Annotated in this window: 20 protein-coding genes and 7 pseudogenes; 12 read left to right on the plus strand and 15 right to left on the minus strand. The window is 63.6% G+C overall.

The window, feature by feature from the left end:
• Positions 1 to 296: 296 nt before the first annotated feature.
• Positions 297 to 1493, minus strand: coding sequence for an MFS transporter (locus QFZ33_RS12725; protein WP_307027956.1), 1197 nt, complete (start codon positions 1491 to 1493; stop codon positions 297 to 299).
• Positions 1494 to 1891: 398 nt separating this feature from the next.
• Between QFZ33_RS12725 and QFZ33_RS12730 the strand changes: the two are divergent.
• A pseudogene (locus QFZ33_RS12730) lies at positions 1892 to 2387 on the plus strand (FBP domain-containing protein).
• Between the two features lie 519 nt (positions 2388 to 2906).
• Complete coding sequence (locus tag QFZ33_RS12735) at positions 2907 to 3122, plus strand: hypothetical protein (protein WP_307027958.1); 216 nt, start codon at positions 2907 to 2909, stop codon at positions 3120 to 3122.
• 399 nt (positions 3123 to 3521) lie between these two features.
• On the opposite strand, the pseudogene QFZ33_RS12740 reads toward QFZ33_RS12735, so the two are convergent.
• The 3 genes and pseudogenes from QFZ33_RS12740 to QFZ33_RS12750 all read right to left on the minus strand — a co-directional run.
• Positions 3522 to 4287: pseudogene (locus QFZ33_RS12740) on the minus strand (SCO1664 family protein); the annotation flags it as partial.
• Complete coding sequence (locus tag QFZ33_RS12745; RefSeq protein WP_307027960.1) at positions 4287 to 4841, minus strand: DUF3090 domain-containing protein; 555 nt, start codon at positions 4839 to 4841, stop codon at positions 4287 to 4289. The gene QFZ33_RS12745 and the pseudogene QFZ33_RS12740, both read right to left, overlap by 1 nt.
• A gap of 24 nt (positions 4842 to 4865) precedes the next feature.
• Positions 4866 to 5015 (minus strand): annotated as a pseudogene (locus tag QFZ33_RS12750) (histidine phosphatase); the annotation flags it as partial.
• A gap of 2 nt (positions 5016 to 5017) precedes the next feature.
• Here QFZ33_RS12750 and QFZ33_RS12755 point away from each other — a divergent pair.
• From QFZ33_RS12755 to QFZ33_RS12775, 5 genes and pseudogenes are all read left to right on the plus strand, one after another.
• Positions 5018 to 5124 (plus strand): annotated as a pseudogene (locus QFZ33_RS12755) (IS481 family transposase); the annotation flags it as partial.
• A gap of 144 nt (positions 5125 to 5268) precedes the next feature.
• Positions 5269 to 5811, plus strand: a complete 543-nt coding sequence (locus QFZ33_RS12760) for an IS110 family transposase (RefSeq protein WP_373427272.1) — start codon at positions 5269 to 5271, stop codon at positions 5809 to 5811.
• Positions 5812 to 5912: 101 nt separating this feature from the next.
• On the plus strand, positions 5913 to 6200 hold the full coding sequence (locus QFZ33_RS12765) for a transposase (protein WP_307027965.1): 288 nt from the start codon (positions 5913 to 5915) through the stop codon (positions 6198 to 6200).
• Positions 6112 to 6387 (plus strand): transposase, encoded by a 276-nt coding sequence (locus QFZ33_RS12770; RefSeq protein ID WP_307027967.1) that lies wholly within the window; start codon positions 6112 to 6114, stop codon positions 6385 to 6387. The genes QFZ33_RS12765 and QFZ33_RS12770 overlap by 89 nt, the downstream gene beginning before the upstream one ends.
• Positions 6388 to 6411: 24 nt before the next feature.
• A pseudogene (locus QFZ33_RS12775) lies at positions 6412 to 6575 on the plus strand (integrase core domain-containing protein); the annotation flags it as partial.
• Between the two features lie 6 nt (positions 6576 to 6581).
• Here the strand turns inward: QFZ33_RS12775 and QFZ33_RS12780 are convergent.
• Positions 6582 to 7997, minus strand: coding sequence for a ferredoxin reductase (locus tag QFZ33_RS12780; RefSeq protein ID WP_307027969.1), 1416 nt, complete (start codon positions 7995 to 7997; stop codon positions 6582 to 6584).
• Positions 7994 to 9295: an aromatic ring-hydroxylating oxygenase subunit alpha gene (locus tag QFZ33_RS12785; protein WP_307027972.1), complete on the minus strand. Its 1302-nt coding sequence runs from the start codon at positions 9293 to 9295 to the stop codon at positions 7994 to 7996. The genes QFZ33_RS12780 and QFZ33_RS12785 overlap by 4 nt, the downstream gene beginning before the upstream one ends.
• 159 nt (positions 9296 to 9454) lie before the next feature.
• Between QFZ33_RS12785 and QFZ33_RS12790 the strand changes: the two genes are divergently transcribed.
• Positions 9455 to 10387 carry a LysR family transcriptional regulator gene (locus tag QFZ33_RS12790; RefSeq protein WP_307027974.1) on the plus strand — a complete coding sequence of 311 codons (933 nt, stop codon included), beginning with the start codon at positions 9455 to 9457 and terminating at the stop codon, positions 10385 to 10387.
• 389 nt (positions 10388 to 10776) lie between these two features.
• Positions 10777 to 11139: an SOS response-associated peptidase family protein gene (locus tag QFZ33_RS12795; protein WP_307027976.1), complete on the plus strand. Its 363-nt coding sequence runs from the start codon at positions 10777 to 10779 to the stop codon at positions 11137 to 11139.
• A 505-nt stretch (positions 11140 to 11644) separates the two neighbouring features.
• Here QFZ33_RS12795 and QFZ33_RS12800 read toward each other — a convergent pair.
• Both QFZ33_RS12800 and QFZ33_RS12805 read right to left on the minus strand, forming a co-directional pair.
• Positions 11645 to 11809, minus strand: a pseudogene (locus QFZ33_RS12800) (cyclase family protein); the annotation flags it as partial.
• Positions 11810 to 12186: 377 nt separating this feature from the next.
• A complete protein-coding gene (locus tag QFZ33_RS12805) occupies positions 12187 to 13731 on the minus strand; it encodes an ATP-dependent DNA ligase (RefSeq protein WP_307027978.1) in 1545 nt (514 codons plus the stop codon).
• 63 nt (positions 13732 to 13794) lie between these two features.
• On the opposite strand from QFZ33_RS12805, the gene QFZ33_RS12810 reads away from it, so the two are divergent.
• Positions 13795 to 14397, plus strand: a complete 603-nt coding sequence (locus QFZ33_RS12810; RefSeq protein ID WP_307027981.1) for a dihydrofolate reductase family protein — start codon at positions 13795 to 13797, stop codon at positions 14395 to 14397.
• Positions 14398 to 14829: 432 nt separating this feature from the next.
• Here QFZ33_RS12810 and QFZ33_RS12815 read toward each other — a convergent pair whose 3' ends face one another.
• The 4 genes from QFZ33_RS12815 to QFZ33_RS12830 all read right to left on the minus strand — a co-directional run bounded on the left by QFZ33_RS12815 (position 14830) and on the right by QFZ33_RS12830 (position 17494).
• The gene (locus QFZ33_RS12815; RefSeq protein ID WP_307027983.1) at positions 14830 to 15450 is read right to left on the minus strand and encodes an MFS transporter; all 621 of its coding nucleotides are present in this window, start codon (positions 15448 to 15450) and stop codon (positions 14830 to 14832) included.
• Positions 15375 to 15605, minus strand: a complete 231-nt coding sequence (locus QFZ33_RS12820; protein WP_307027985.1) for a hypothetical protein — start codon at positions 15603 to 15605, stop codon at positions 15375 to 15377. Before QFZ33_RS12820 ends, QFZ33_RS12815 begins: the two co-directional genes overlap by 76 nt.
• Positions 15606 to 15773: 168 nt before the next feature.
• Entirely contained in the window at positions 15774 to 16619 is an 846-nt protein-coding gene (locus QFZ33_RS12825; protein ID WP_307027988.1) for an SDR family oxidoreductase, read from the minus strand.
• Entirely contained in the window at positions 16616 to 17494 is an 879-nt protein-coding gene (locus QFZ33_RS12830; protein WP_307027990.1) for a helix-turn-helix transcriptional regulator, read from the minus strand. Before QFZ33_RS12830 ends, QFZ33_RS12825 begins: the two co-directional genes overlap by 4 nt.
• A 102-nt stretch (positions 17495 to 17596) precedes the next feature.
• On the opposite strand from QFZ33_RS12830, the gene QFZ33_RS12835 reads away from it, so the two are divergent.
• Positions 17597 to 19048 carry an MFS transporter gene (locus QFZ33_RS12835; RefSeq protein WP_307027992.1) on the plus strand — a complete coding sequence of 484 codons (1452 nt, stop codon included), beginning with the start codon at positions 17597 to 17599 and terminating at the stop codon, positions 19046 to 19048.
• Positions 19049 to 19164: 116 nt separating this feature from the next.
• A complete protein-coding gene (locus QFZ33_RS12840) occupies positions 19165 to 20160 on the plus strand; it encodes an aldo/keto reductase (protein WP_307027994.1) in 996 nt (331 codons plus the stop codon).
• A gap of 236 nt (positions 20161 to 20396) precedes the next feature.
• On the opposite strand, the gene QFZ33_RS12845 is transcribed toward QFZ33_RS12840, so the two are convergent.
• The 3 genes and pseudogenes from QFZ33_RS12845 to QFZ33_RS12855 form a co-directional block, all read right to left on the minus strand.
• The gene (locus QFZ33_RS12845) at positions 20397 to 20660 is read right to left on the minus strand and encodes an antibiotic biosynthesis monooxygenase (RefSeq protein WP_307027996.1); all 264 of its coding nucleotides are present in this window, start codon (positions 20658 to 20660) and stop codon (positions 20397 to 20399) included.
• A gap of 213 nt (positions 20661 to 20873) precedes the next feature.
• Positions 20874 to 21032, minus strand: a complete 159-nt coding sequence (locus QFZ33_RS12850) for a hypothetical protein (RefSeq protein ID WP_307031988.1) — start codon at positions 21030 to 21032, stop codon at positions 20874 to 20876.
• A pseudogene (locus QFZ33_RS12855) lies at positions 20974 to 21108 on the minus strand (MFS transporter); the annotation flags it as partial. The pseudogene QFZ33_RS12855 and the gene QFZ33_RS12850, both read right to left, overlap by 59 nt.
• Positions 21109 to 21257: the final 149 nt, after the last annotated feature.

Raw genomic sequence — 21257 nt, forward strand, 5'->3', positions numbered from 1 at the left:
CATTCGAGTAAACATCTCTTTCTCTTGATCAGAGGACCGTGATCACTGACACCGCCCCTTTTGTGTCCCAGTTTTAGATGTTCAACCAGTTTTAGATGTTCAACAGGTGCAGCCCTCATTGCGGCTGCAGGCTAGGCACTCGCCCCGAGCGGATGCTTATGGTGCGATAGGGCGCCTTGTGCTCGGCGACAATCAGCACGATCGAGGACGGAAGGCCACGGAGGCCTGAAGCTCGTCTACACTTCGGACTGAATAACTCCTGCATGGGAAGCTGCTGCACACCTAAACGCACAAACTCACCTGATGACACGGTTCCTCCCGGACAGTACGGCCATGACACACAAAACGACCATTAGCACGGCGGTGGCGGTCAGCGGGAAAGTCCAGCTGCCGGTGAGATCGTGGAGAGCGCCGAATGCCACCGGCCCCGCGGCGGCGATCGCGTAGCCCAGCGACTGCGCCATTCCCGAAAGCGAGGCGGCCTGCTCGTGGTTCCGGGTGCGGAGGCTGAACAGTGACAGCGCGATCACGATGAGGCTCCCGCAGCCCAAAGCTCCGACAACCACCCACAGTAGTGTGAGTTGCGGCGCAAGGGAGAGGCCCGCATACGCGCAGAACGCGAGGATGCTGCTGCCAAAGGCGATCGGCCGCTGATCCGACGTATGGTGCAGCAAGGTTCCTGCGGCTAAGCTGGCCAGCACGCCAACCAGCAGGAATACCGAGGTATGCAGCCCGGAGGTGGCCGCGGGTATCCCCAGTTCATGTTCGATGCTGGGCAGCCAGGCGACCATGACGTAGTAAGCCAGCGACTGCAGCCCCATGAAGAGCGTAACCTGCCAGCCCAGCGCTGACCTCCACGGGGAGCGAAGCTCAATGGTCTGGCCTTCGACCTTCGCCGCGATCGGATTCGGGGACAGCAGCTTCGGGAGCAGGATGGTCAGGGCGATCAGCGCCAACCCCGCCCAGATGCCCAGAGCCAACCGCCACCCACACGTGCTGGCTTGGGCAATAGGAACGACGACGGCGGCACCGGACGCGGCGACGGCACCCTGGACGGCTGTGTAGATTCCGGTCACCTGACTGACCCGGGCAGGGACGTCCCTCTTAACCAGCGAGGGCAGCAATACATTCAGGAAGGCGATGCCAGTACCGATCAGCACGGTACCGGTCCAAACCGCGGCTTCCAACCCAATAGATCGGCCGATGATTCCTACCGAAAGCAGCAACAGCGATACCCCCAGCGCCCGGTCCAGGCCCATCCGGCGCGCCAGGGCCGGGGCGACAGGGGAGAAGACGGCAAAAGAAATTAACGGCAGCCCGGTCAGCAGGCCTGCGGTGCTGCCGGACCAAGCGAATTCTGCGCCGATATCGGAGAGCACCGGACCCACGATCACAAAGGCTACCCGCAGGTTCACGGCGATGAGCAGGATGCCGAGGAATGCGGCGCCAACCCGTGCCCTGCGTATTGTTACTACCCGTTCAGCCACCGGCACGCGCCCTACTCCTGCTCCCAAATTGTGTATCCACGCCTTCGCCTGTAATTGGGGTCGACCTTATTGTGGCACGACCCTTGCATCGGAACCCCGCCCGTGCCCTCCTAGCTTGGCCGAGAGAGAGGAACTCGACAGCGACACAGGTCATCAGGACGAGGGCGAGGGCTCCGGTACCGAAGCTAACCCAGTATCCGTGGGAAGCGAAGTATTGGAGGACTTCCTGCCCGGTTGCGAAGCCGGAGCCGATGAGGAAGGCAACGATTGTCCCGGCGTACGTGAGAATGCGCCGGAGGCTCTATCCGGCCTCGGCCAGCGGCTCTAGCCGCCCTTTCTCTTAGCGCGGCTCACTCTAATCCTGCCGCCCGAGGCTCCTTCCATCTCCCGAAAGCAGTTATGCCATGCAAAAAATCACACCCCAACAGATTCGGTCATCATTCATCAACGCCAGCCGCTCCGAAGCCACCAAACTCAACTTGCCCCGGGACTTCGACACCCTGGACTGGGAGAGCCTCGACTTCCTGGGCTGGCGTGATGCAAAGATGCCGCTTCGCGGCTACCTGGTGTTCCCCGACAACGGCGGCCTCACCGGCGTCATGCTCCGCGCACCCGAGGGCGGCGCCAAGAAGAACCGCTCCGTACTTTGCGAACTCTGCCGTGACGTCTTCTCCAAGGAAGATGTCTTCCTCTGGGTGGCCCGGCGGGCAGGACAGTCCGGACGTGATGGCAACACCGTGGGGGACGCTGATCTGCGCTGACTTCCTATGTTCGACAAATGTTCGCGTCGAACCACCGGCCAACGAAATCAACCCGGACCCGACCGATGTAGTCAAACGCCGCATCGTCGGCCTGGAGTCCCGAACCCGGTTGTTCCTCGACAGGGTCCGCCGACACTGACACTGCAGCGCGGGGTCTCTCACTGCCCATCCAAGACCGCCCGGAATGGGCAGTAAGAGACGCTCACGGCTGCAACTTTCCCAATCGCTGCGGAACTTGCAAGTGCCGTAGGGCCAGAAACCCTCGTCGCCGCCTTTCAGCGCCGGACATATCTACGACGCCTCCCTCGGCCTGGACGGGTGGCACATGAAGGCGGGTAAGTAGGTACTGCTCCTCCAGCACGATGGTGTTCCCGGTGAGCGCATACCTCGGAGTTGTAGAACCGGCCCTGCCAGTCCGGGAGGGCGTTCATAAGACGGTCGCTCCGCTCCTGCCATTCCTAAGATTGCCCGGACGCTGGCTGCGATAAGAATATAAACTTCCGATAAGTGAGCCTACATAAAGTTGCCGCTTTGTTCGGCACAGTTTTCAACCTCACGAAGCTGAGCAGAACCGTCATTGTGGCTATGCCAAAAGAAGTGGAACAGGCCTTGGGGTCGGCACCGCTACACTGAACCAACAAAGACACAGCATGAAAGCATGGCGGACTCAATGATCGATAAGCTGCACCTCACTCCCGATGACGCGTTTCCGGAGGACCTGGAAAAGGTCCCGGACCACGAGCTACAGGTACTGGACAGCCAGGTCCAACGCCAGCTAGACCACGAAGTCGTGACTAACGGCGAACCGAACCCGGAAACCGAATTCCGCCATTACGAATTGGACGAAGAGTTCAACGACCGCGACAAGCGCTGACGGCATCCCCGGCATTGCCTCACCTGGCGGCAACAGGCCTGACCGGGCGCAGGCAGTCAAGTGGACCAGAGGCAGCAATCTGCGGAACTACGTGAAGCGGCAAGGCCAATTTGGGGCCGACTGGAATACCCCTCTTCAGCTGATTTTGAAACGCCGATAATCGGTGTTTCGTCAACTTAGGTTGATGAAAGCACTGTTATCGGCGTTTGGGCAGCGAATTCCCGGTGACAGTTGATGTATCTCCCATCGCCGAAACCTTCGGAACAGAGGGTTGCCCGCCGGGGCTGGCTCCTTGGGGAATCGCTAGCCGAGCTCGCGCTCAGGAATGATGAGCTGCGTCACTACCTTAAGATTCATGCCGTGACAGAGCCTGCGAAGCCCGTAGCCGTAATTCCCCTGGAACAGCGGCGAGGGCACGGCCGACATCTCCCCGCTCGGAGCCGGAAACCGCCCTGCCAAGCGCAACCGGGCGCAGCGCGCGGCGAGCGAAGCGATTTCGTCGGCGCTGAGCAAGTCCGCTAGGTTTCGGCCCAGCTCACGGTGCAGTCCTTCGCTGACACGATCGATGCTGTCGCGTTCATCGGTGGTCAGAGCGTCTCCCAGCCACCCCCACAGCACCGTGCGCAGCTTGTGGCCACGGTGAAAGGTGAGCCCATGGTCCACGCCGTGCCGGTGTCCGTCCGGCATGGCAAGAATGTGGTCGCCTTTGCGGTCGGCGTTGTTGACGACCGTGTCGAACACCGCCATGCGTCTGAGCGCTGGCGAGTCTTCGTGAACGAGGGCGACCATCCGTCCGTTCTCATCTCGTCCCTCGAGAACGTGTTTCCAGCCCGTCTCCGGCACGTGGTCCGTCGCGACCAGGTTCACGGCGCTTTGGGCGGGGTCTTGCTCCTGCCAGAGCTGCACCTATTCCTTCGCCCATCGGACCATCGCGCAGCCAGGTGTGCGGCACGACGTCCCAGCCGAGGACCTGCGAGACCAGGTAGGCGGCCACCTCCCGGTGAGCCAGGGTGCCGTGGGGAAAATCCCACAGCGGACTTTCGCCTGCTATCGGCTTATAGAGGACCACCACGTCGCCGATGTTGCCCAGGAATGTAGCGTTTGAAGCCGTCGTGATGCGGCCGGTGAGCGTCAGCTCGGCGGTCCCTAGGTCCGGCGCTGGCATCAGACCTCGGGAAGGGTGCAGATGTGCCCGCCGGCGTCTATGGGGTAACCGCAGAGCGAGCACATCGGACGCCCGGCGGCCACGACCTCACGGGTGCGCATGGCGAAAGCGCGGGCGGTGCCGACCGGCATTCGCACCAGCAGCATTTCGGGCTCGTTAGCGCCGTCCTCATCAAGGGATTCGTCGTTGTCATCAGCATCGACGTCGGTGATGGGGTAGGCCTCTATAACGACCTGCGCCGTCGTTGGGTCCCAACCTAAGCTCATGGCGCCGGTCCGAAACTGCTCCTGAACGGCCTCGAGCTGGTCATTGTCGACAAGTTCAATGGGAGTACTCGTGGGAACGCTGAAGGGGTTGCCCTCGACGGTGATGAGCTGGTCGAGAATTTCGTCGATCTTCTCGGCGAGCAGGGCCGACTGCTGCTTCTCCAGGGCAATACTCACGATTCGCGTCCCTGCGCGCACCTGCAGGTAGAACGTGCGCGCCCCCGGAAGGCCAACGGTGCCAACGACGACCCGATCAGGCCAGGCAAACTCGTGAACACGTGTAGGCATGTCAGTATTTTAGGCACATGAGCTTCATGGCGCCTTTTGCCCTGCACCGCCGCCCACCGGCGCATCGCCAGAGTGGATGCCGTTCGACAGCCACGACAGATTCCCCGCGTCGGTGTTGGTCGCATAGACGCTCGGCCGACTAGCGCCGTAGCGCACGATCGATACGGAGGCGGGGAGACAACGGTTCCTGCTACCGCTCCTACGCATTCAAGGACGCCCTGGGCCCGAAAACATCAAACACAAACGGACCCGCCCCTACCGGCCCCAGACCAACGGCAAAGTCTGTGAAGACTTATCGTGGTGCTGCGTCTGGTCCAGTCTGGCCCCGGCCAAGGTATGACCATGGTGTCCTTCGTTCGATTTGTCGACTGGGCTTGGCGCAGCACCACAGAGTGCGCCGGCCAGACGGATCTGACCTGATAGGAGCTTGGACCAGAAGCCCCGTCACAGACCTGTCGCCCGCCCGGCCGGCTCGCCTCTCATCCGTTCATTCATCCCAGTACGGAAGGAGCGTTTCCAGCATGACAACCCTGATCGAAGATGTCACGGTCGTTGGTGGAGTCGACACTCACCTGCGACCTCTCCTGGATACGAAGCATTACGCTTATGGATGCGCGGCTATGGCAGCCTCGCATCCATCGGAGTGGAGAGCACAGGATCATTCGGCGCTGCACTCGCACGCGAACTGACTCGCCAGGGTGAACAGGTGATCGAGGTGAACCGGCCCAATCGGATAGCTCGCCGAATGGATGGGAAGTCTGATCGCCTCGACGCTGAGCAAATCGCCCGCGCCGTTCTGGGGGAAACCTCCACCGCCACCCCGAAAAGCAAGTCAGGGACAATCGAAGTTATCCGGACCCTCCGCGTCACGCGATCCAGTGCCGTAAAGGCACGAACGCAAGCCTTCAACACCCTGTTCGGCATCATGATCGGCGGGGCGCTCCCTCAACGCTACGCGACGAGCTGGTAGACCTTACTAAACGCACCCTCGTGAACAGGTGCCTACGACTTCGCCCCGAGACAGAGACAGACCATCTTCTGTCGCTCGAATCAGCCCCCAAACGGATGCACATGGCAGGGACCAAGCTTGCACTGCGCGATCTCGCGCGCCGATGGAAGGCGTTGGACGATGAGATCAAGCAGCTCAGCGCTCAGATTGAAGCGCTGGTGGCCAATGCCGCACCCGACCTCATCCAGCTCCACGGCGTCGGCACCGAAATTGCTGGACAGTTCCTGGCCACCGTCGGCGATAACACTGGCCGGATCCGGAATGAGGCCGCGTTCGCGAAACTCTGCGGAGTCGCGCCCGCAACCGGCAAGCAGCGGACGCACCACCGGGCGGCACCGCCTCTCCCGTAGTGGCGATCGCGCCGCGAACAGTGCGCTCTACATCATCGCTATCGTCCGAATGCGCCGGCATGAACCTACTCGCGCCTACGTCGAACGACGCACCGCCGAAGGTCTCAGCAAACGCGAGATCATCCGCTGCCTCAAGCGGTACATCGCCAGAGAAATCTACGCCAACCTACCCCAGACCAGCACTTGACAATATAGGAGCATCAAACGGTTCAACCCCGCGATGCTCGACGAATGGGCCTACGCCCGCCCCTACACCTCAGAGGCCGAGCGCGTCGCCGCCTTCCCGGCCTGGCTGCACCACTACAATCACAACCGAGGCCACACCTCACTCAAGGGCTGCCACCCGCCAGCCGCGTCATCAACCTCCTTGGGTAAATACGTCTAGGCATCGATCACCAAATCGGTCCGCGCTGTGGAGCAGCAGGGCAGGAACTTGCCTGCATCGATTTCCCGTGCCCGGATCCCGCCCTGGTGGTTCATCTCGATCTCCCCGGAAAGTTTGACGATCTTGCAGGAGCCGCACATGCCTTCCTTGCAGTTTGCGCCGATCCTGACGCCCGCACGCTGGGCCGGACCCAGGATGTGCTCGTTGGGGTCGATGCGCACATTGATGCCGGTGCGCATGAAGGACAGGGTGAGGCTTCCCGTTCCGACCGTGTCGAAGCTCGAGGCGTCAGGGGTGGCAGCTTCTGGCCCCACGTCCGGACTGCCGTCGGGGGCTTCGGACGTGGGCGCGTCCGGGTCTACGGTTTCCAGAGGCAGCCCCGAGGCCTTCAGGGGTCCCTCGGCGTCGTAGCCGGGCTCGTAGAGCACGAACGCTGTGGGCTGGCTTTCGTAGTAGTCCTCGGCCGAATCAGCGATTTCCTCGGCGATTTCCTCCGCAATGTCCACTGCAAACGCGAGCTCCGCCTGGTATTCAAGGAGCGTCTGGCGGTCTCCCGTGAAGAATTCCATGTTGATGGAGGTGTCGTCGACCCCGATCTTCCCCAGGAGCTCGGTGGCGGTGTTCAGGTAACCTTCGGGGCCGCAGGCATAGACCTGGCGGCCGTTGGCATCGGGGGCAACGTCGTCGAGCATGGCCGCCGTCAGCCTTCCGCTGAGCCATTCCCATCCTTCGGGTTTACTGCGGTCGCCCAGGGCGTAGAAGACCTTGACTCGCGAGTCCACGGAGGCGATGTAGGCAAGCTCCTGGTGGAAGGCAAATCCTCCGGCCTCCGCTCCGTGGTAGAGCACAACGACATCGGCCGTTCCGGGCAGGGAGTGGATGGTCCGCAGCATCGACATGATGGGGGTGATGCCTGCGCCGGCGGCCAGCAAGAGGTACCGTGCCCGCCGGTCGGCATCGGGCAGGTGAAATGCCCCGACCGGTCCGAGCATCTCGAGGACGGTGCCGGGTGCGACGTTCTCGTGCACCCACGGTGAAACCAGTCCCGTGGGGTCACATTTGACTGTGATGCTGAAAGTCCACGGCTCGGTGGGCGAACTGGACAGCGAGTAGCTGCGGTCCACCGGATCCTGGTCCTCGCCGTTCACGGGAAAGGCAACGTTCACGTACTGGCCCGCACGGAACGCCAGGGGCGCACCGTCGCAGCGGCGGAACACGAAGGTCATCATGCCGCCCGCCTCGGGAACGGTCTCGACACATTCGGCCATGAACTCCTGCGGATGCCAGGGGCCCAATGCGCGGGCGGCACCGGCGGGTCCCTCGGTGGTGCCCATCACCCTGTTCCACGGCATCTCCAGACCGCGAATGCGCTGTGGTTCCAGGATTGCCGCGACGGTGCCGAGTTCAATCATGCCAAGTGCTCCTGCACGCGCTGCACGTACCAGTTGATGAATGCCTCCACCTGGTACTCGCTCTTCATGTAAGGGCCGGGCTCGTAGGCGGGGCTGCCGGCGCCCGTCTGGCACAGCTCCACGAACGCCTTGTCCTGCAGATTGGTCTGCTTCCAGGTGTAGGTGAGTTTCTCCAGGTCATAGTCGACGCCTTCCTCGGCGTCGTCAGCTACCAGCCAGGTGGTGCGCACCAGGGACTGGTGTTCGTTGATGGGGAAAACGCCGAACGTGATGACGTGGTCGCTCTGGAAGTGGAACCAGCTGTTGGGCTGCAGGTGCATCGAGCAGCGGCCAAGGCGGAAGTCGGGCAAGTCGCCGAGCAGCTTCTTGGAGAGCCTGTGCCCATCGGGCGAGAACGATTCGCCGTCGCCGTCGAGCGATTCCCTGGAGATGCGGATTCCTGCGATGCGCGTGTCGAGTTCCTCCACCACCTCATAGGGAAGACCATAGCGGCGGCAACGCTCCTCGAGCGATGACTGTGCTTCCTTGTTGCGGTCCCACACTTCCTCCAGGTGGGCCGGGATGAGGCCCTCCGTCAGGCCCCAGGTGGGAAAGAGGGAACAGGCGAGTTCCGGGTGGCCGTCGCAGTGGTAGCACTCACGGTTGTTCTCCATGACGAGCTTCCAGTTGCCCTCCTCGACGATGTTCTGCTGGTAGGCGATTTTCGTCTTCGACAGATCGTGGGGCGCGAGGTAAGGCTCGAAGATCTTAGCGGTTTCGTCGAAATCCGCCGGCGGTTCGTCCGCAATGCAGACGAAGATGAGTCCGGCGACAACGCGGCTGTGCGCGCGCTTGAGGCCGAAGCAGCCCTTGTCGAACTTCGTTTCCCCCGGCGCCGAGGCATGGATCAGATTGCCCTCCGGCGAGTAGGTCCAGGAGTGATAGCCGCAGACCAGGTTTCCTGTTGACCCGGCGGGTTCGGTCAGGACGCGGGCGCCGCGGTGGCGGCACACGTTGTGCAGGACGTTCACGCCGCCGTCGTCATTGCGCAGCACGATCAGGGAGTAGGGCCCGTAGTCAACGGTGACGTAGTCGCCAGCCTCCGGGAGCTCGGCGATGCTGGCGGCAAAAATCCAGTGCTGGCCAAAAATGGCTTCCATGTCGATCTTGAAAATCGTGGCATCGGTGTAGAAGGGCGCGTCGAGGGAATATCCCTTGCGCCGGAACTCGAACAGCTCGCTGATCTCCGCCAGCTGCTCTGCAGGCAAAGATGAAGCGAGTTTTCCGCGTGAACTGAGGGGCAAGACTGGAGCAGACATGTGGTTCTTCCCGGGAGGCGTGGGTAGTGAGCGATTTGTGGCAACCACGGGTGCGTGGGTGCGAGCGGCGTTGTCGAAAACCTTGTAGTCATGAGATTAGGGACGATTGAGCTGCAACAAAAGCGCAACATTTAGAAGATAACCGTGCACAATGGGTGCATGATCGATTCAAGGCTCATCACACTTCGGGTCTTTGCCCGGTGTGGCACCGTGGGCGCAACTGCGGAGCTCATGGGTTATTCTCCGTCCGCCGTCTCCGCGCAGTTGCGGGAGCTCCAACGTGTGCTTGGGATGCAGCTGCTGACGAAGGACGGCCGGGGTGTGCGGCTGACCGCCACGGGCCGCTTTCTTGTGGCGGGATCGGACACCCTCATTGCCGACTGGGAGAGCCTGCGCGCCGCTGCCATGGAGGCCGGCGACCAGGTCCAGTCTCGTTTTGGCCTCGGCGGATTCTCCACTGCGGCCGCCCAGTTGCTCGCGCCTTTGGCCGCCACGCTGCGCTCAACACGCCCCCTGCTGGAGGTGCAGGTACTCGAGGCCAACCCGGCCCGCTGCTTCGACTTGTTGGTTGCCGAGCGAATCGACCTCGCGGTCATCGTCGCCATGCAGTCCGACACCTATCTTGAGGACGATCCGCGCTTCGAGCAGACCGTCCTGCTCGACGATCCCCTGGACGTGATCATCCCCTCCGACCATCCGTTGGCATCACGGGAATCGGTGACGCTCGAAGAGCTGGCATCGGAACCCTGGATCACCGAGGCCGCCGGTTCCACCTACCATTCCCTGTTCACCGCGGCGTTCACGGCAGTCGGGGTGACGCCGCAGATTGCCCATGAGGCCGTTGAATGGGAAACCCAGATCGCCTTCGTTGGTGCCGGGCTGGGCGTGGGCCTGCTGCCGCGACTGGCCCCCCTGCGTAGTGCCGAAAACGTGGTCCGACTGCGCATTACGGGCAAGGGGAAGCCCACACGCCGTATCGTCGCTGCAGTGCGCAGGGGCAGCATCACGTCGCCCCTGATCCAGGAGTCGCTCGGCATCCTGCAGGTCAGTGCCAATCGGATCCTCGCCGCCCGACCCGAAGACGATCTCTGAAATCGCATGGCCGCGAGTCGTTGTCGACGGGCCAGCAGGTCTAGAAGGTGGCGACACGGACGCGCCGCCACCGGCTTCCGGGCGCGGAAGTCGCCTCCAGCAAAGGTTTCCGCCGGGCCGGCTGTAGCGGGGGGGGGGGGGGGCATTCGCCGGCCCGGCAGACTGGCCCGGAGGGCGCTTAGTTGGCCAGATGCCAGGATCCTGTCACCGGAATCTTGAGGAAACCCAACGAACCCTATGAACCGATACCCCTCACTCAGAAATCGCGGCCGAACATGGCGGGTGCTCCGCACTGGCCGGCGGCATGAGGACGGGGTCCCGCAACGTTCCAAGGTCTGCCGGGAATGCATCACGGCGCCGCGGCAGACTAGAAGTAAGGCAAGTGAAGGGTGTGTCCCGGACAGACCGGGTTGGCCTGCGCCGCCTCCGACGGGGGTGACCGAAGTGCCGACGCGGCGGGCGAAAGAACGAACCGCTGCTCGGGTTCGCCGGCTTGTACGAGTTCTGGGCTGATCCATCCTGTTCCTGAGGATGATCCGGGCCGCTGGTTGCTCAGCTGTACCGTGCTGACCACCACGACGCAGGACGCCTTGGGGCATGTCCACGACCGGTCTCCGGTGATCATCCCGCGGGATCGGTTCGCCGAATGGCTGGACCCTGACCTGACCGACAAGAACGACATCCAGCACCTGCTCGATTCCTTCCCGGAACCGACACTGACGCCCGGCGTGCCCCAGATCATCAACGGCTAGACCTGGCTTGAGGGTGTGCCCCATCCGATGATGCGGTGAGTCACGTGCCCGTCCGCCCAGAAAAGAGTGGGCGGGCACGTCCCGACCCTTAGGCTCCGGCGTTCCAATGGCAGCTTCCCGGTCATGCGCGTTTTCATTGCTTTGGGCCATGAGATGCGAGAAGGAGGGGTTACGTTATGACGCTTGTTGGTTTGCAGGCTGCGGCTTACCCGGCGCGCCGGTGCTGGCGTTGGGTTGACGCTGTGCGCGGAGTTCCAGCCATCATGCTGGAGCTCGGTGCGGGTATGCCGTAAGCGGGTGTGGAGCAGACCGGATTTCCACCTTCAATGAGCCGCGGCGGTCCTATGCCGGTGCATCAAACTGGCAGAAAAGAGGGTGTGGACAGTGTGCACATCCGGGGCTTTGGATTCGGTTGTACCGGCCCCGGACTGGGCCGGACTGGGGAGGTTTTCGGGGGAGTGGCGGTTTTTCAGGGGAGGAGCCCGGTTCGAGTCCCACCTTGGGCATGTGTTTTCCTGTTCAAGGGGGTGTGGATGTTGTGGCGTTTCCAAAACGGGCCTGGTTCGTTGTATGCAGAAACCTCCTCGAGACTGAAATCAATGAGGTTCGCGAACGGCGCCGGCAGCTCGAGAGTGGGTGTGGCAGTGGAGAGCCTGGCGGTCCGCTTGATCGATGTCCCGGCGGCCGCTTAGACGTCACTGTTGACTAGCAGACCTGCCGGGAACAGAAAATGTTGCGGCCGCCGGGGATGCAGCAACAGTGGTCGGGATCAACCCCACTAAGCAACGCAACTATTCGCTGCGCCTGGATTCACAGCCCGATGCAAAATGGTCCATCACCGCCTCCAGGCGTTACTTGGCACCTGAAGGCAGCGGAGTGCGTGGTGAACAAACAACGAGAACTGTCCTGATCCGGAACACCGGAGAGCTTCGGCGGTTCTGATGGGACAGGCAGCCGGCTACTCAAACATCTTCAGGTACCGGACTATATGCCGGCCCGGGCGGGTCAGCCCGGTGAGCCCGGGTGGAGAAGTGCTCAACCCGGCGTTCAGGATACCTTTCCGCCCGGTGGGGTACGGAGCAGGGCGCGCAAAGTCTGGATGGTGTCGGCCTCCGCGGCCGTGTTGTCGTCACGGTAGCGCTTGACGCGTGCGAACCGAAGGGCGATTCCACCCGGATAGCGGGGAGACTGCTGGACGCCGTCGATGGCGATCTCGACCACGGTGACCGGCTCGGTCCAGACCGTACCCGCCGTACGCCGCACCTCCAACTCCTGGAACCTTTCGGTCTGCCATCGCAGCAGTGCGTCCGTGAGGCCCTTGAAAGTCTTGCCCACCATCACATAACTGCCGGGTTCGCCGAACTCGCCAATAGGGTCCAGGGCTCCGAGGTGCAGGTTCGACAGCAGCCCGGTGCGCCGTCCTGATCCCCATTCGCAGGCGAGCACCACCAGGTCGTAGGTGAGCACCGGCTTCACCTTGATCCAGTTCGAACCCCGCCGCCCGGCGGCGTAGGCCGAGCCCACCGCCTTCACCACCACACCCTCATGGCCGGCGGCAAGCGCATCGCGCAACACTCTCTCGGCAACAGCCGCCTCCGCAGTGATTTTCCCCGGGATGCGGTGCCCGGGGGCGATGCGCTCGAGCACGCCGATGCGTGTGGACAGCGGCTCGTGGAGCAGGTCGCGCCCGTCGATGTGCAGCACGTCGAAAAACCACGGGTGCAGCAGCGTGGTGCGCGCCGCGTTCGCCCCGAACCGGGACATGGTCTCCTGGAACGGCCGGGGGCCGCCGTCCTCGTCGAGGGCTAGGGTCTCGCCGTCGAGGATCACATCGCGCACGGGCAGTCCGCGCACCATCTCCACCACCTCAGGCAGCCGGTGGGTCACTTCGGCCAGGGTGCGGGTGTAGATGCGCACGTCGTCGCCGGCACGGTGCACCTGGATGCGTGCGCCGTCGAGCTTGTATTCCACCGACGCTTCTCCCGTGGCCTCCAGCGCTTCGCCGGCACTGGCCGCGGTTGCGGCGAGCATGGGCTGCACGGGACGCCCGACGACGAGGCCGACCGCGTCAAGCTGGGCCGCGGTGCCTGTGATCGCCAGCAGAGCGGTCCCGCCGAGATCGCCGGAGAGCATCGCTGCGCGGCGTACGGCCTCGACCGGCCGGCCGGCGGCGCGGGCTACCGCATCCGTCAGTACGCCTTCGAGTGCACCGGTACGAAGTTCTCCGAGCAGCACGCCGGCGATGAATGCCTGCTCTCGCTCGGTGGCTTCCGCCATCAGAGTCCGAAGGGTGGCGGCGCGTTCCACGGTCGAGCCAGCGCCTGCGGCTGCCAGCAGCCGGTCCAACGCAGCGTCGAGGTGGGCGATAGTGAGATTCGGCTCGGGAGCGGGCTCGCCCCTGGCCGCCCTCATGCCGCTCCAGCCGATCCCGACTCGGCCCTGGCGTGGCCTGGCGGTGAGCAAGCCGACCGCCGTTGGGATGTCCGCGGGGTCGAGCCGGAGCAGCAGCCCTGCCAGTTCGTTGACCTTGGCGAGCCGGGAGCGGGTGGCCGCGACGGCTTCTGAGGTACTCACGAGCTCGTAGAGCAGCATGGCACCAGTCTGTCACGGCCGCTGGCTATGGACAGCGATTAGACCCTGCTCCAGAATGGGCGCGTGGGAATCATCGTCGCCAACCTGTTTGTCACCCTCGACGGCGTCTATCAGGCGCCGGGCGGCAGCGAAGAAGATACCGCGGGCGGATTCGCCTTCGGTGGCTGGCAGGCGCCGGTGTCCGATGACGAGGCCGGCGCTGCCATCGGCGAGGAGATCGGCCGCATCGACGCCCTGCTCCTCGGTCGGAAGACCTACGACATTTTCGCTGCCTACTGGCCGCACCAGTCCGACGAGATCGGCGGCACGCTCAACCGGGTGCCCAAGTTCGTCGTCTCCAATTCACTGGTTGCTCCGGCCTGGGCGGGCACCAATGTGCTACAAAATGTAAGGGCAGCGGGCCGGCTCCGTGAAGAGTTCGACGAGGTGCACATGTTCGGCAGCGGCGTCCTCATCCGGTCGCTACTGGCGGCGGACGTGCTCGACCGCCTCCACCTCTGGCTCTATCCGATCACCCTCGGGCAGGGCAAGCGCATCTTCGACGCCGGGACTGTCCCCGCCTCCTTCCGCCTCGTCGAGCCGGCGCGCACCTTCCCGAAGGGGGCAGTGTCGCTGGTTTACGAGCGCGCGGGCAGCGTGGCGACGCAGGACATGCGGGGCGCCTGATGGCAAGGTTATCGCGTCCATCACCACGACGGTTGACGGGTTCATTACGGGCTCTGACGAGGGGCCCGGGTGCGGCCTGGGCAAGGGCGGGAAGCGCCTGCACTACTGGGTGCTGGGCGGCCGGTGGACCTACGACGGCGGCACAACTTCGCGATGCACGGCTCCGACAATCTTCTGGGGAGTGGAGATCGGGCCATGTTTTCCGCTGGTCCGTCTGAAGCTCCTCAGCGACAATGGGCCGGCGAAGTACGGCCTTGCCTCTGGCACAACAACAACTGACCCCACTGTTAGCTCACGCGAGAGCGATTATTTTCTGCTGGAAGGCGGATGCCCGTGCTGTAACCCTAAGTCGGTAGGCGGACTGGACTTGAAAGTATTCCTGGTGGGGGGACATACTGTCCACACACTTTGGCGGGCCAGCAGGTGTCCGTCCTAGCTCTTCTGATCGGTTCGAGTGCGGGTGGCGTTCATGAGGGCCAATGCGGCGAGGGTGATGATGGCGCAGGCGGCGAAGATCCCTTGATAGCCGAGGGGTGTCGCCGAGCCGAGGGCAATGAGTGCTCCTGAGACAATGGCGCCGATGCGGCGCGTGTTCGTGTAGAGGCCTGATGCGAGTCCAGGCCTTGGGATGATGTCCTGGAAAATGGTGAGGCCGACGCCCGCGACGATACCGAAGAACCACGCGTTGAGCATTTGGGCGACGAGGAGAGTGATCGGATCCGCTAGGAACGTCATGACCGTGTAGTACATGGCTCCGGCGAGGCAACCGGAGACGATGAGGGTATGGGCGGAGTATCGCTTGCTGAGCTTGCCGATCGCCACCAGAGCGGGGATCTCCAGGAGCGCGGAAAGCCCGAGGGCGATTCCTGACCAGATCAGTGGGAGATTGAGTCGCTCAGTGACGAAGAGACTCATGATCGAAATCGACGCGCTGTTCGTCGCCTGGAGGGCTACGAATCCGGCCACGAGCGTGACAATTACGCTTCGGGTGCCCAGGCGGGAACGAGGATCGCGGCGAGGAATCCACTCGCGTTGTATAGCGCGAGGACCCATCCGACATCGGCGGCGGTGGCGTTGTACAGCGCGACCAGCAACAACGCCAGAGCCGGGTTTAGGAACGCGAACTGCAGTCCCCAGAACAGCGCCGCCGAAGAGCTGAGCACAGAATTCCGAACACGTCCTGCGGTGACTGGCGGCGAGAGGGACATGATCATTCCTTCGGAGTAGACGTGGATTTCCTGCGTCCGGTCCTCGTGGCCGGCCAGCAGGCATGAGTGAACAGGTCGCGCAGGCTCAGTCCGGCGAGTCGCCTTCTGATGGCATATCGTCGTGGATTGGCCGTGAATGGCAGAGCTGTCTGTCTCGTTTTTTCAGTGCTATTTGGTGTTACCCAGTCCGTGTTCATAGCGGTCCGGGTTTGTAGGAGCCGGGATTTTAGCCCCCGTTTTGAGGCTTCCTGTTGTGATTGTGGCGAGGTCGCGACGGAAGGTTTCGGGTTCACTGTCTACAGGTAGGTCGACAATGTCTTGGGCCGCGTCGAGAGACTCATCTGAGTCAGGGGTGAGTGAGGCGAAGGCGGCGGTAAGGTCGTCTTGTTCGGGTCCACGGTCTGCGACGAGTTCGAAGGTTTTGTGGTCGGCGGCTTCGATGTGAAGGCTGTCGATGAGGACCCGGGCGATTTCGTCGCGGGCGATGACGCCGTCGGCGGGTGAGCCGGCCTGTCGTTTGTCGCCCTGGAGCATGACGATCGTGCGCTGGTCTCGTTGGTTGTAGTCGAACCAGCCTGGTCGCACGACCGTGTAGGGGTTTCTGCTCGCCCTGACGAGCCGCTCGCTGCGCAGTTTCCATTGCGCGTAGACGACGCCAGGACGCGTGGTGCCGATAGCGGTCATGAGCGCGATGTGTACCCGCCTGCCACCCACGGCTTTGAGGACGTTGGCGACACCGGCATAGTCGTTGTCCCGGACGTCGCGTTCACTGGTGGTGGACCCGTGGGTGAAGACGATCGCCTCGACGCCGGCGACCGCGGGACCAAGGCTTTTGGGATGGGTCAGGTCACCCACGACGACGTCCACGCCGTCAGGGAGGACGCGGGCAGCCCGGGCCTGATCACGGACCAGCGCCCGGACGGTGTGACCCTGGCGCAGCGCTTCGGCAATGGCATGGCGGCCGATGCTGCCGGTGGCACCAATGATCAGCACGGTGGAGGGACGGGGGTTCACTTATTCTCCACTGCGGCTTCTGTTGTTTCGCGCTGGGTGGCAACCCAGCTGGCCAGGACTTTCAGGGCGTCCTCTGAGGGTGTGGCCGGTTCTGCTGTGTACACGTTGATGCGCAGCCCCGGGTCCGCGGGAAGTTCCAGTGCTTCGTAGCTCAGGTCCATGTCCCCCACGATCGGGTGGTGGAGCCGCTTGCGCCCTGCGCGGTGGTACTTCACGTCGTGCCGGGCCCACCGGGTGCGGAACTCCTCGCTGCGGGTCGAGAGTTCACCGATGAGGTCCGTGAGGTCTTTGTCGTAGGGGTTTTTCCCGGCTGTCGACCTCAGGACAGCCACGACGTCATCCGCAGCCCGCTCCCAATCGACGAAGAACTTCCGCGATTTCGGGTTCAGGAAGGTGAACCGTGCACTGTTCGGGGGAGCGGCCCCCTCTGCCATCATGTCCAGATAAAGGGCCCGGCCCAGTTCGTTGGCGGCCAGGACGTCCCCTCGGTCATTGCGGACCCAGGCCGGCGCCGTCGTGATGGCATCAATGACGCGTTGCACGCTGGGCCGCACAGTTTGCGGGCTGCGCTTGCGCCGGACCCGGGGGGAGGCGGTGGCGGCGCGGGCCAGGTCGAAGAGGTGGGCCGTTTCGGCGTCGTCTAGCTTCAAGGCGCGGGCGAGGGCTTCGAGGACACTGTCGGAGGCGCCGGAGAGGTTTCCGCGCTCCAGACGGATGTAGTAATCGATGCTCATCCCGGCGAGCATGGCAACTTCCTCGCGGCGCAGGCCGGTGACGCGGCGGTTGCCGCCATAGGCCGGAAGCCCGGCTTCCTCGGGCGTGATCCTTGCACGGCGGGAGCTGAGGAACTTCCGCACGTCGTCGCTGTGTGTCATGGCAGCCACGCTACGCCGCCGTCCCGAGGGGAGGGAGGCACTGTCATTACCCGGAACATCAGTGACTCCCGGACCCTAAAAAATCACGGTTGCATGGAAAGCATGAAACCCGCACCAACCACCACTGCCCACCCGGCGGCGATCCTGGCGATCATCCTCGCCAGCTACGTCATGATCCTGCTGGACAACTCGGTCATCTTCACCGCGCTGCCCAGCCTGCAGGCCGACCTGCAGCTGAGCACCATTGAGCTCTCATGGGTCCAGGACGCGTACACGCTGGTCTTCGGCGGGCTGCTGCTCCTCGGCGCGAGGGCCGGTGACCTGCTGGGCCGGCGGCGCGTGTTCGTGTTCGGTTTGGTGGTGTTCTCGCTCGCATCGCTGCTGATCGGACTGGCTCCGGCGGGCTGGTGGGCGATCGCCGGCCGCGCCGTTCAGGGTATCGGGGCTGCGATCGTGGCCCCCGCGTCGCTGTCCTTGCTGACGGCGAGCTTCCCGGAAGGCCGTGAGCGAACCCGGGCGGTGTCCCTCTACGGTGCGACCGCCGGGATCGGTGCCAGCCTCGGCCTGGTCATCGGCGGCGCACTGGCGCACTGGATCTCCTGGCGGGCCGGGTTCTTCGTCAACGTGCCCATCGGCGCGGCGATGATCGCCCTCGCCCCGCGGTTCCTCCCCGAAACCGGCCGCGCCAGCGGACGCTTCGACCTGTTCGGGGCGCTGACCGCGACCCTCGGCGTCGGAGCCCTGGTATTTGGCATCATCAATACCGCTGAGGTGGGCTGGACCTCGCCGGTGACCGTTACGGCCGTGGGCGCCGGCGTCGTTCTTCTGGTCTTGTTCGTGCTGATCGAACGCAAGGTGGCCCAGCCGATCATGCCGTTGCGGCTGTTCGCGAGCCGCCGGCGTGCTGGCGCCTATGTGGCACGTTTCCTCTATCTCGGTGCGATGATCGGGTTCTTTTTCTTTACCACCCAGTTCATGCAGGAAGTCCTTGGCTTCGACCCGCTGCAGGCCGGCATCGGATTCCTGCCCATGACCGCCGTGAACTTCGCCGTCGCCATGAGCATCCCGCCGCTCCTCCGGAGGATGCCGGGCTCGGTTGCCCTGCTGGCCGGGATCCTGATCACCCTCGCAGGGATGTTCTGGCTCAGCTGTGTCGGAACCGACTTCAGCTACTGGACGGGAGTCGCCCTGCCCATGGTCCTCATTGGCGCCGGCCAGGGGTTTGCCTTCGCGCCGCTGACGTCATTCGGCATCATTGGTGCCCCCGCGGCCGACGCCGGCGCCGCCTCGGGCCTTGTGAACACCTTCCACCAGGTTGGTACCTGCCTGGGTCTCGGTATCGCGGTCGCGGCCGCAGCCACCGTCCCCACCGGAGGCCCTGCTGCGGAGCACCTGGCCGCGCAGGTCAGTGCCGCACTCACCACGGGCAGCGTCCTCCTTCTCCTGGCCCTGGTCACCACAGCGGCCTTCATCCTGCCTTCGGATCTCGCGGCCCGGCGAGCCAGGAAAACAAGGTCGACCGTGCCCGCACCAGAGACTGAGCCCGCCCGCTGAACTGTCCCAGACCCGACCCGCTGGGGCGCCACCGACAACAGCACACCCATCTACTTTCTCTGCCTCCTTCATTCCCCCCAATCCACGCGCGTTCAACACCACAAAGGAAAAATGCAATGAAAACACGCAAGCTCGGCGACGCCCTTGAAACATCGGCCATCGGCCTTGGCTGCATGGGCCTGAGCTTCGGCCTTGGCCCCGCTATCGACCGGGCCGAAGCCCTTGCCGTCATCCGGTCCGCCTCCGAACGCGGCGTCACCTTGTTCGACACCGCCGAGGGCTACGGCCCCTACGTCAACGAAGAGCTGGTCGGCGAAGCGCTGCAGCCCATCCGGGACGAGGTTCAAGTGGCCACCAAGTTCGGTTTCGACATTAACGCCAACGGAGAAACGGTCGGACTCAACAGCCGCCCCGGGCACATTCGGGACGTGGTTGAGGCGTCGCTGCGCCGGCTGCGCACCGATCACATCGACGTGCTGTACCAGCACCGGGTCGACCCCAACGTCCCGATGGAGGACGTCGCAGGCAGCGTCAAGGAACTCATCGCCGAAGGCAAAGTGCGTCACTTCGGACTGTCGGAAGCGAGCGAAACAAGCATCCGCCGTGCCCATGCCGTCCAACCGGTCGCCGTCATCCAGGACCATTACTCACTGTGGATGCGGGAACCGGAAGCCACGAAGTTCGGGGTCTGCGAAGAACTCGGGATCGGGCTGGTCGCCTGGGGCCCGCTCGGACAGGGATTTCTCACCGGTGGCATCACCCGGGACATGAAGTTCGACAACCCTAACGACCTGCGGGCGGACTTCCCCCGCTTCACGCCCGAGGCACTTGAGGCGAACTTCGCCCTCGTCGACTTCCTCAAGAATTTCGGAGCCGAAAAGGGCGCCTCCCCGGCGCAACTGGCACTGGCCTGGCTCGTGGCCCAGAAACCGTGGGTCGTTCCGATCCCCGGCGGCACCCGCCTGACCCACCTCGACGACAACCTGCCCGCAGCCGACCTCGAACTCAGCGCGAACGACCTGCAGCGAATCGACGAAGCCCTCGCCGCTCTCGACCTCGTCGGCGCACCGCTTTCGGCAGGGCTGGACGCCGCCATCGACCGCGACCGCTAACCACACGCTCAACCTGCTTGGCCAATCACCGGTGCCACCCAAGGGCGCGCCGGCGATTGGCCAGCCCCACCCCCTTACCGAAACCGAACCGCCGGACGTCCGCCAACGTGTTGGATCGGATCTCGTCAGACGTTGGCCGAGGTTGAGTCATCGCGGTCCTGTCTCGTCTGGTCGAGCAATGCCAGGCAGTTGCTTGAGTGTGGCAAAGGTATCGGAGCGGGCAGGACCACTGTTCCTTATTCGTAGAACTCGATCCGGGGCTCGCCCTGCATGCCGGCCTGCTGCATGGCGTCTTTGAGTTCCGGATTGCCCAGATAGGCGCGGGCTTTCTCGACAGAATCGAAGTAGTGGAGCACCAGGATGTTGTTGGGGTCGTCGGCCATACGGTGGACCGAATGATCGCTCACGCCGCCGGATTGCCGCAGCCCGTCTGCAGCGTCGTAGACCCTGCGGAACGTGTCGTAGTCGGCGAAGCGGTGGAGGAGAGTGACGAGTGCCATGGAGAGGGCTCCTTCAAGTCGTTCCGGGATCTGCTTGGTCAGCAACGTAAAGCTAGACCCGGGACCAAGACTGGTCAAGGCCTGAACAGTTTGGGCCGTTTCGCCCAACGCTTGCAGTGCCGACGGGCCCGGCGCCAGACAGAAAAGCTGCCGCCGGACAGCATTGAAGCCGCAGACCGGCCTGGTCTGCGGCTTCAATGTGGGACGAGTTAGTTACCCGGCGCCGATGATTTCTTCCCGGATCGCGACTTCGTGCATGCCCAGTACCCCGCTGTCGACGCCGTCGCTCTGACGGGCAATGGCCAGCAGGAAGTGTTCCCGTGAGCCCCAGTTGTGCGACAAGAGCGGGGAAGAAGAGTCCGAGCAGGGCATTTGCAATCCAGAGGCAAAATACAGAGACGCCGATCCCGAGTCCGCGCATGTGTATCGGGAAAATCTCGGAGAGGATACCCCGACCCCCTCCTGCTTGCCGATTCGGTGACGGTCCTCTGATACCTTCCGGTTGAATATTGTCAGGCTGAAAGCCAAGACCGTCCCAGAGGGTGTCGGACGGAGCCGAATCGATCCTATTCTGACAACAGGTTCGCACAACTGCCT

Source organism: Arthrobacter globiformis, from assembly GCF_030815865.1.
GTDB classification, from domain to species: Bacteria; Actinomycetota; Actinomycetes; order Actinomycetales; family Micrococcaceae; genus Arthrobacter; species Arthrobacter globiformis_B.

Coding starts and splice junctions, on each gene's coding strand:
- QFZ33_RS12735 (WP_307027958.1), top strand. CDS start 2,907: ATGGCGGACTCAATGATCGATAAGCTGCACCTCACTCCCGATGACGCG.
- QFZ33_RS12745 (WP_307027960.1), bottom strand. CDS start 4,841: ATGCCTACACGTGTTCACGAGTTTGCCTGGCCTGATCGGGTCGTCGTT.
- QFZ33_RS12765 (WP_307027965.1), top strand. CDS start 5,913: ATGGCAGGGACCAAGCTTGCACTGCGCGATCTCGCGCGCCGATGGAAG.
- QFZ33_RS12770 (WP_307027967.1), top strand. CDS start 6,112: ATGAGGCCGCGTTCGCGAAACTCTGCGGAGTCGCGCCCGCAACCGGCA.
- QFZ33_RS12780 (WP_307027969.1), bottom strand. CDS start 7,997: ATGATTGAACTCGGCACCGTCGCGGCAATCCTGGAACCACAGCGCATT.
- QFZ33_RS12785 (WP_307027972.1), bottom strand. CDS start 9,295: ATGTCTGCTCCAGTCTTGCCCCTCAGTTCACGCGGAAAACTCGCTTCA.
- QFZ33_RS12790 (WP_307027974.1), top strand. CDS start 9,455: ATGATCGATTCAAGGCTCATCACACTTCGGGTCTTTGCCCGGTGTGGC.
- QFZ33_RS12805 (WP_307027978.1), bottom strand. CDS start 13,731: ATGCTGCTCTACGAGCTCGTGAGTACCTCAGAAGCCGTCGCGGCCACC.
- QFZ33_RS12815 (WP_307027983.1), bottom strand. CDS start 15,450: ATGGGTCCTCGCGCTATACAACGCGAGTGGATTCCTCGCCGCGATCCT.
- QFZ33_RS12820 (WP_307027985.1), bottom strand. CDS start 15,605: ATGTCCCTCTCGCCGCCAGTCACCGCAGGACGTGTTCGGAATTCTGTG.
- QFZ33_RS12830 (WP_307027990.1), bottom strand. CDS start 17,494: ATGACACACAGCGACGACGTGCGGAAGTTCCTCAGCTCCCGCCGTGCA.
- QFZ33_RS12835 (WP_307027992.1), top strand. CDS start 17,597: ATGAAACCCGCACCAACCACCACTGCCCACCCGGCGGCGATCCTGGCG.
- QFZ33_RS12840 (WP_307027994.1), top strand. CDS start 19,165: ATGAAAACACGCAAGCTCGGCGACGCCCTTGAAACATCGGCCATCGGC.
- QFZ33_RS12845 (WP_307027996.1), bottom strand. CDS start 20,660: ATGGCACTCGTCACTCTCCTCCACCGCTTCGCCGACTACGACACGTTC.
- QFZ33_RS12850 (WP_307031988.1), bottom strand. CDS start 21,032: ATGCCCTGCTCGGACTCTTCTTCCCCGCTCTTGTCGCACAACTGGGGC.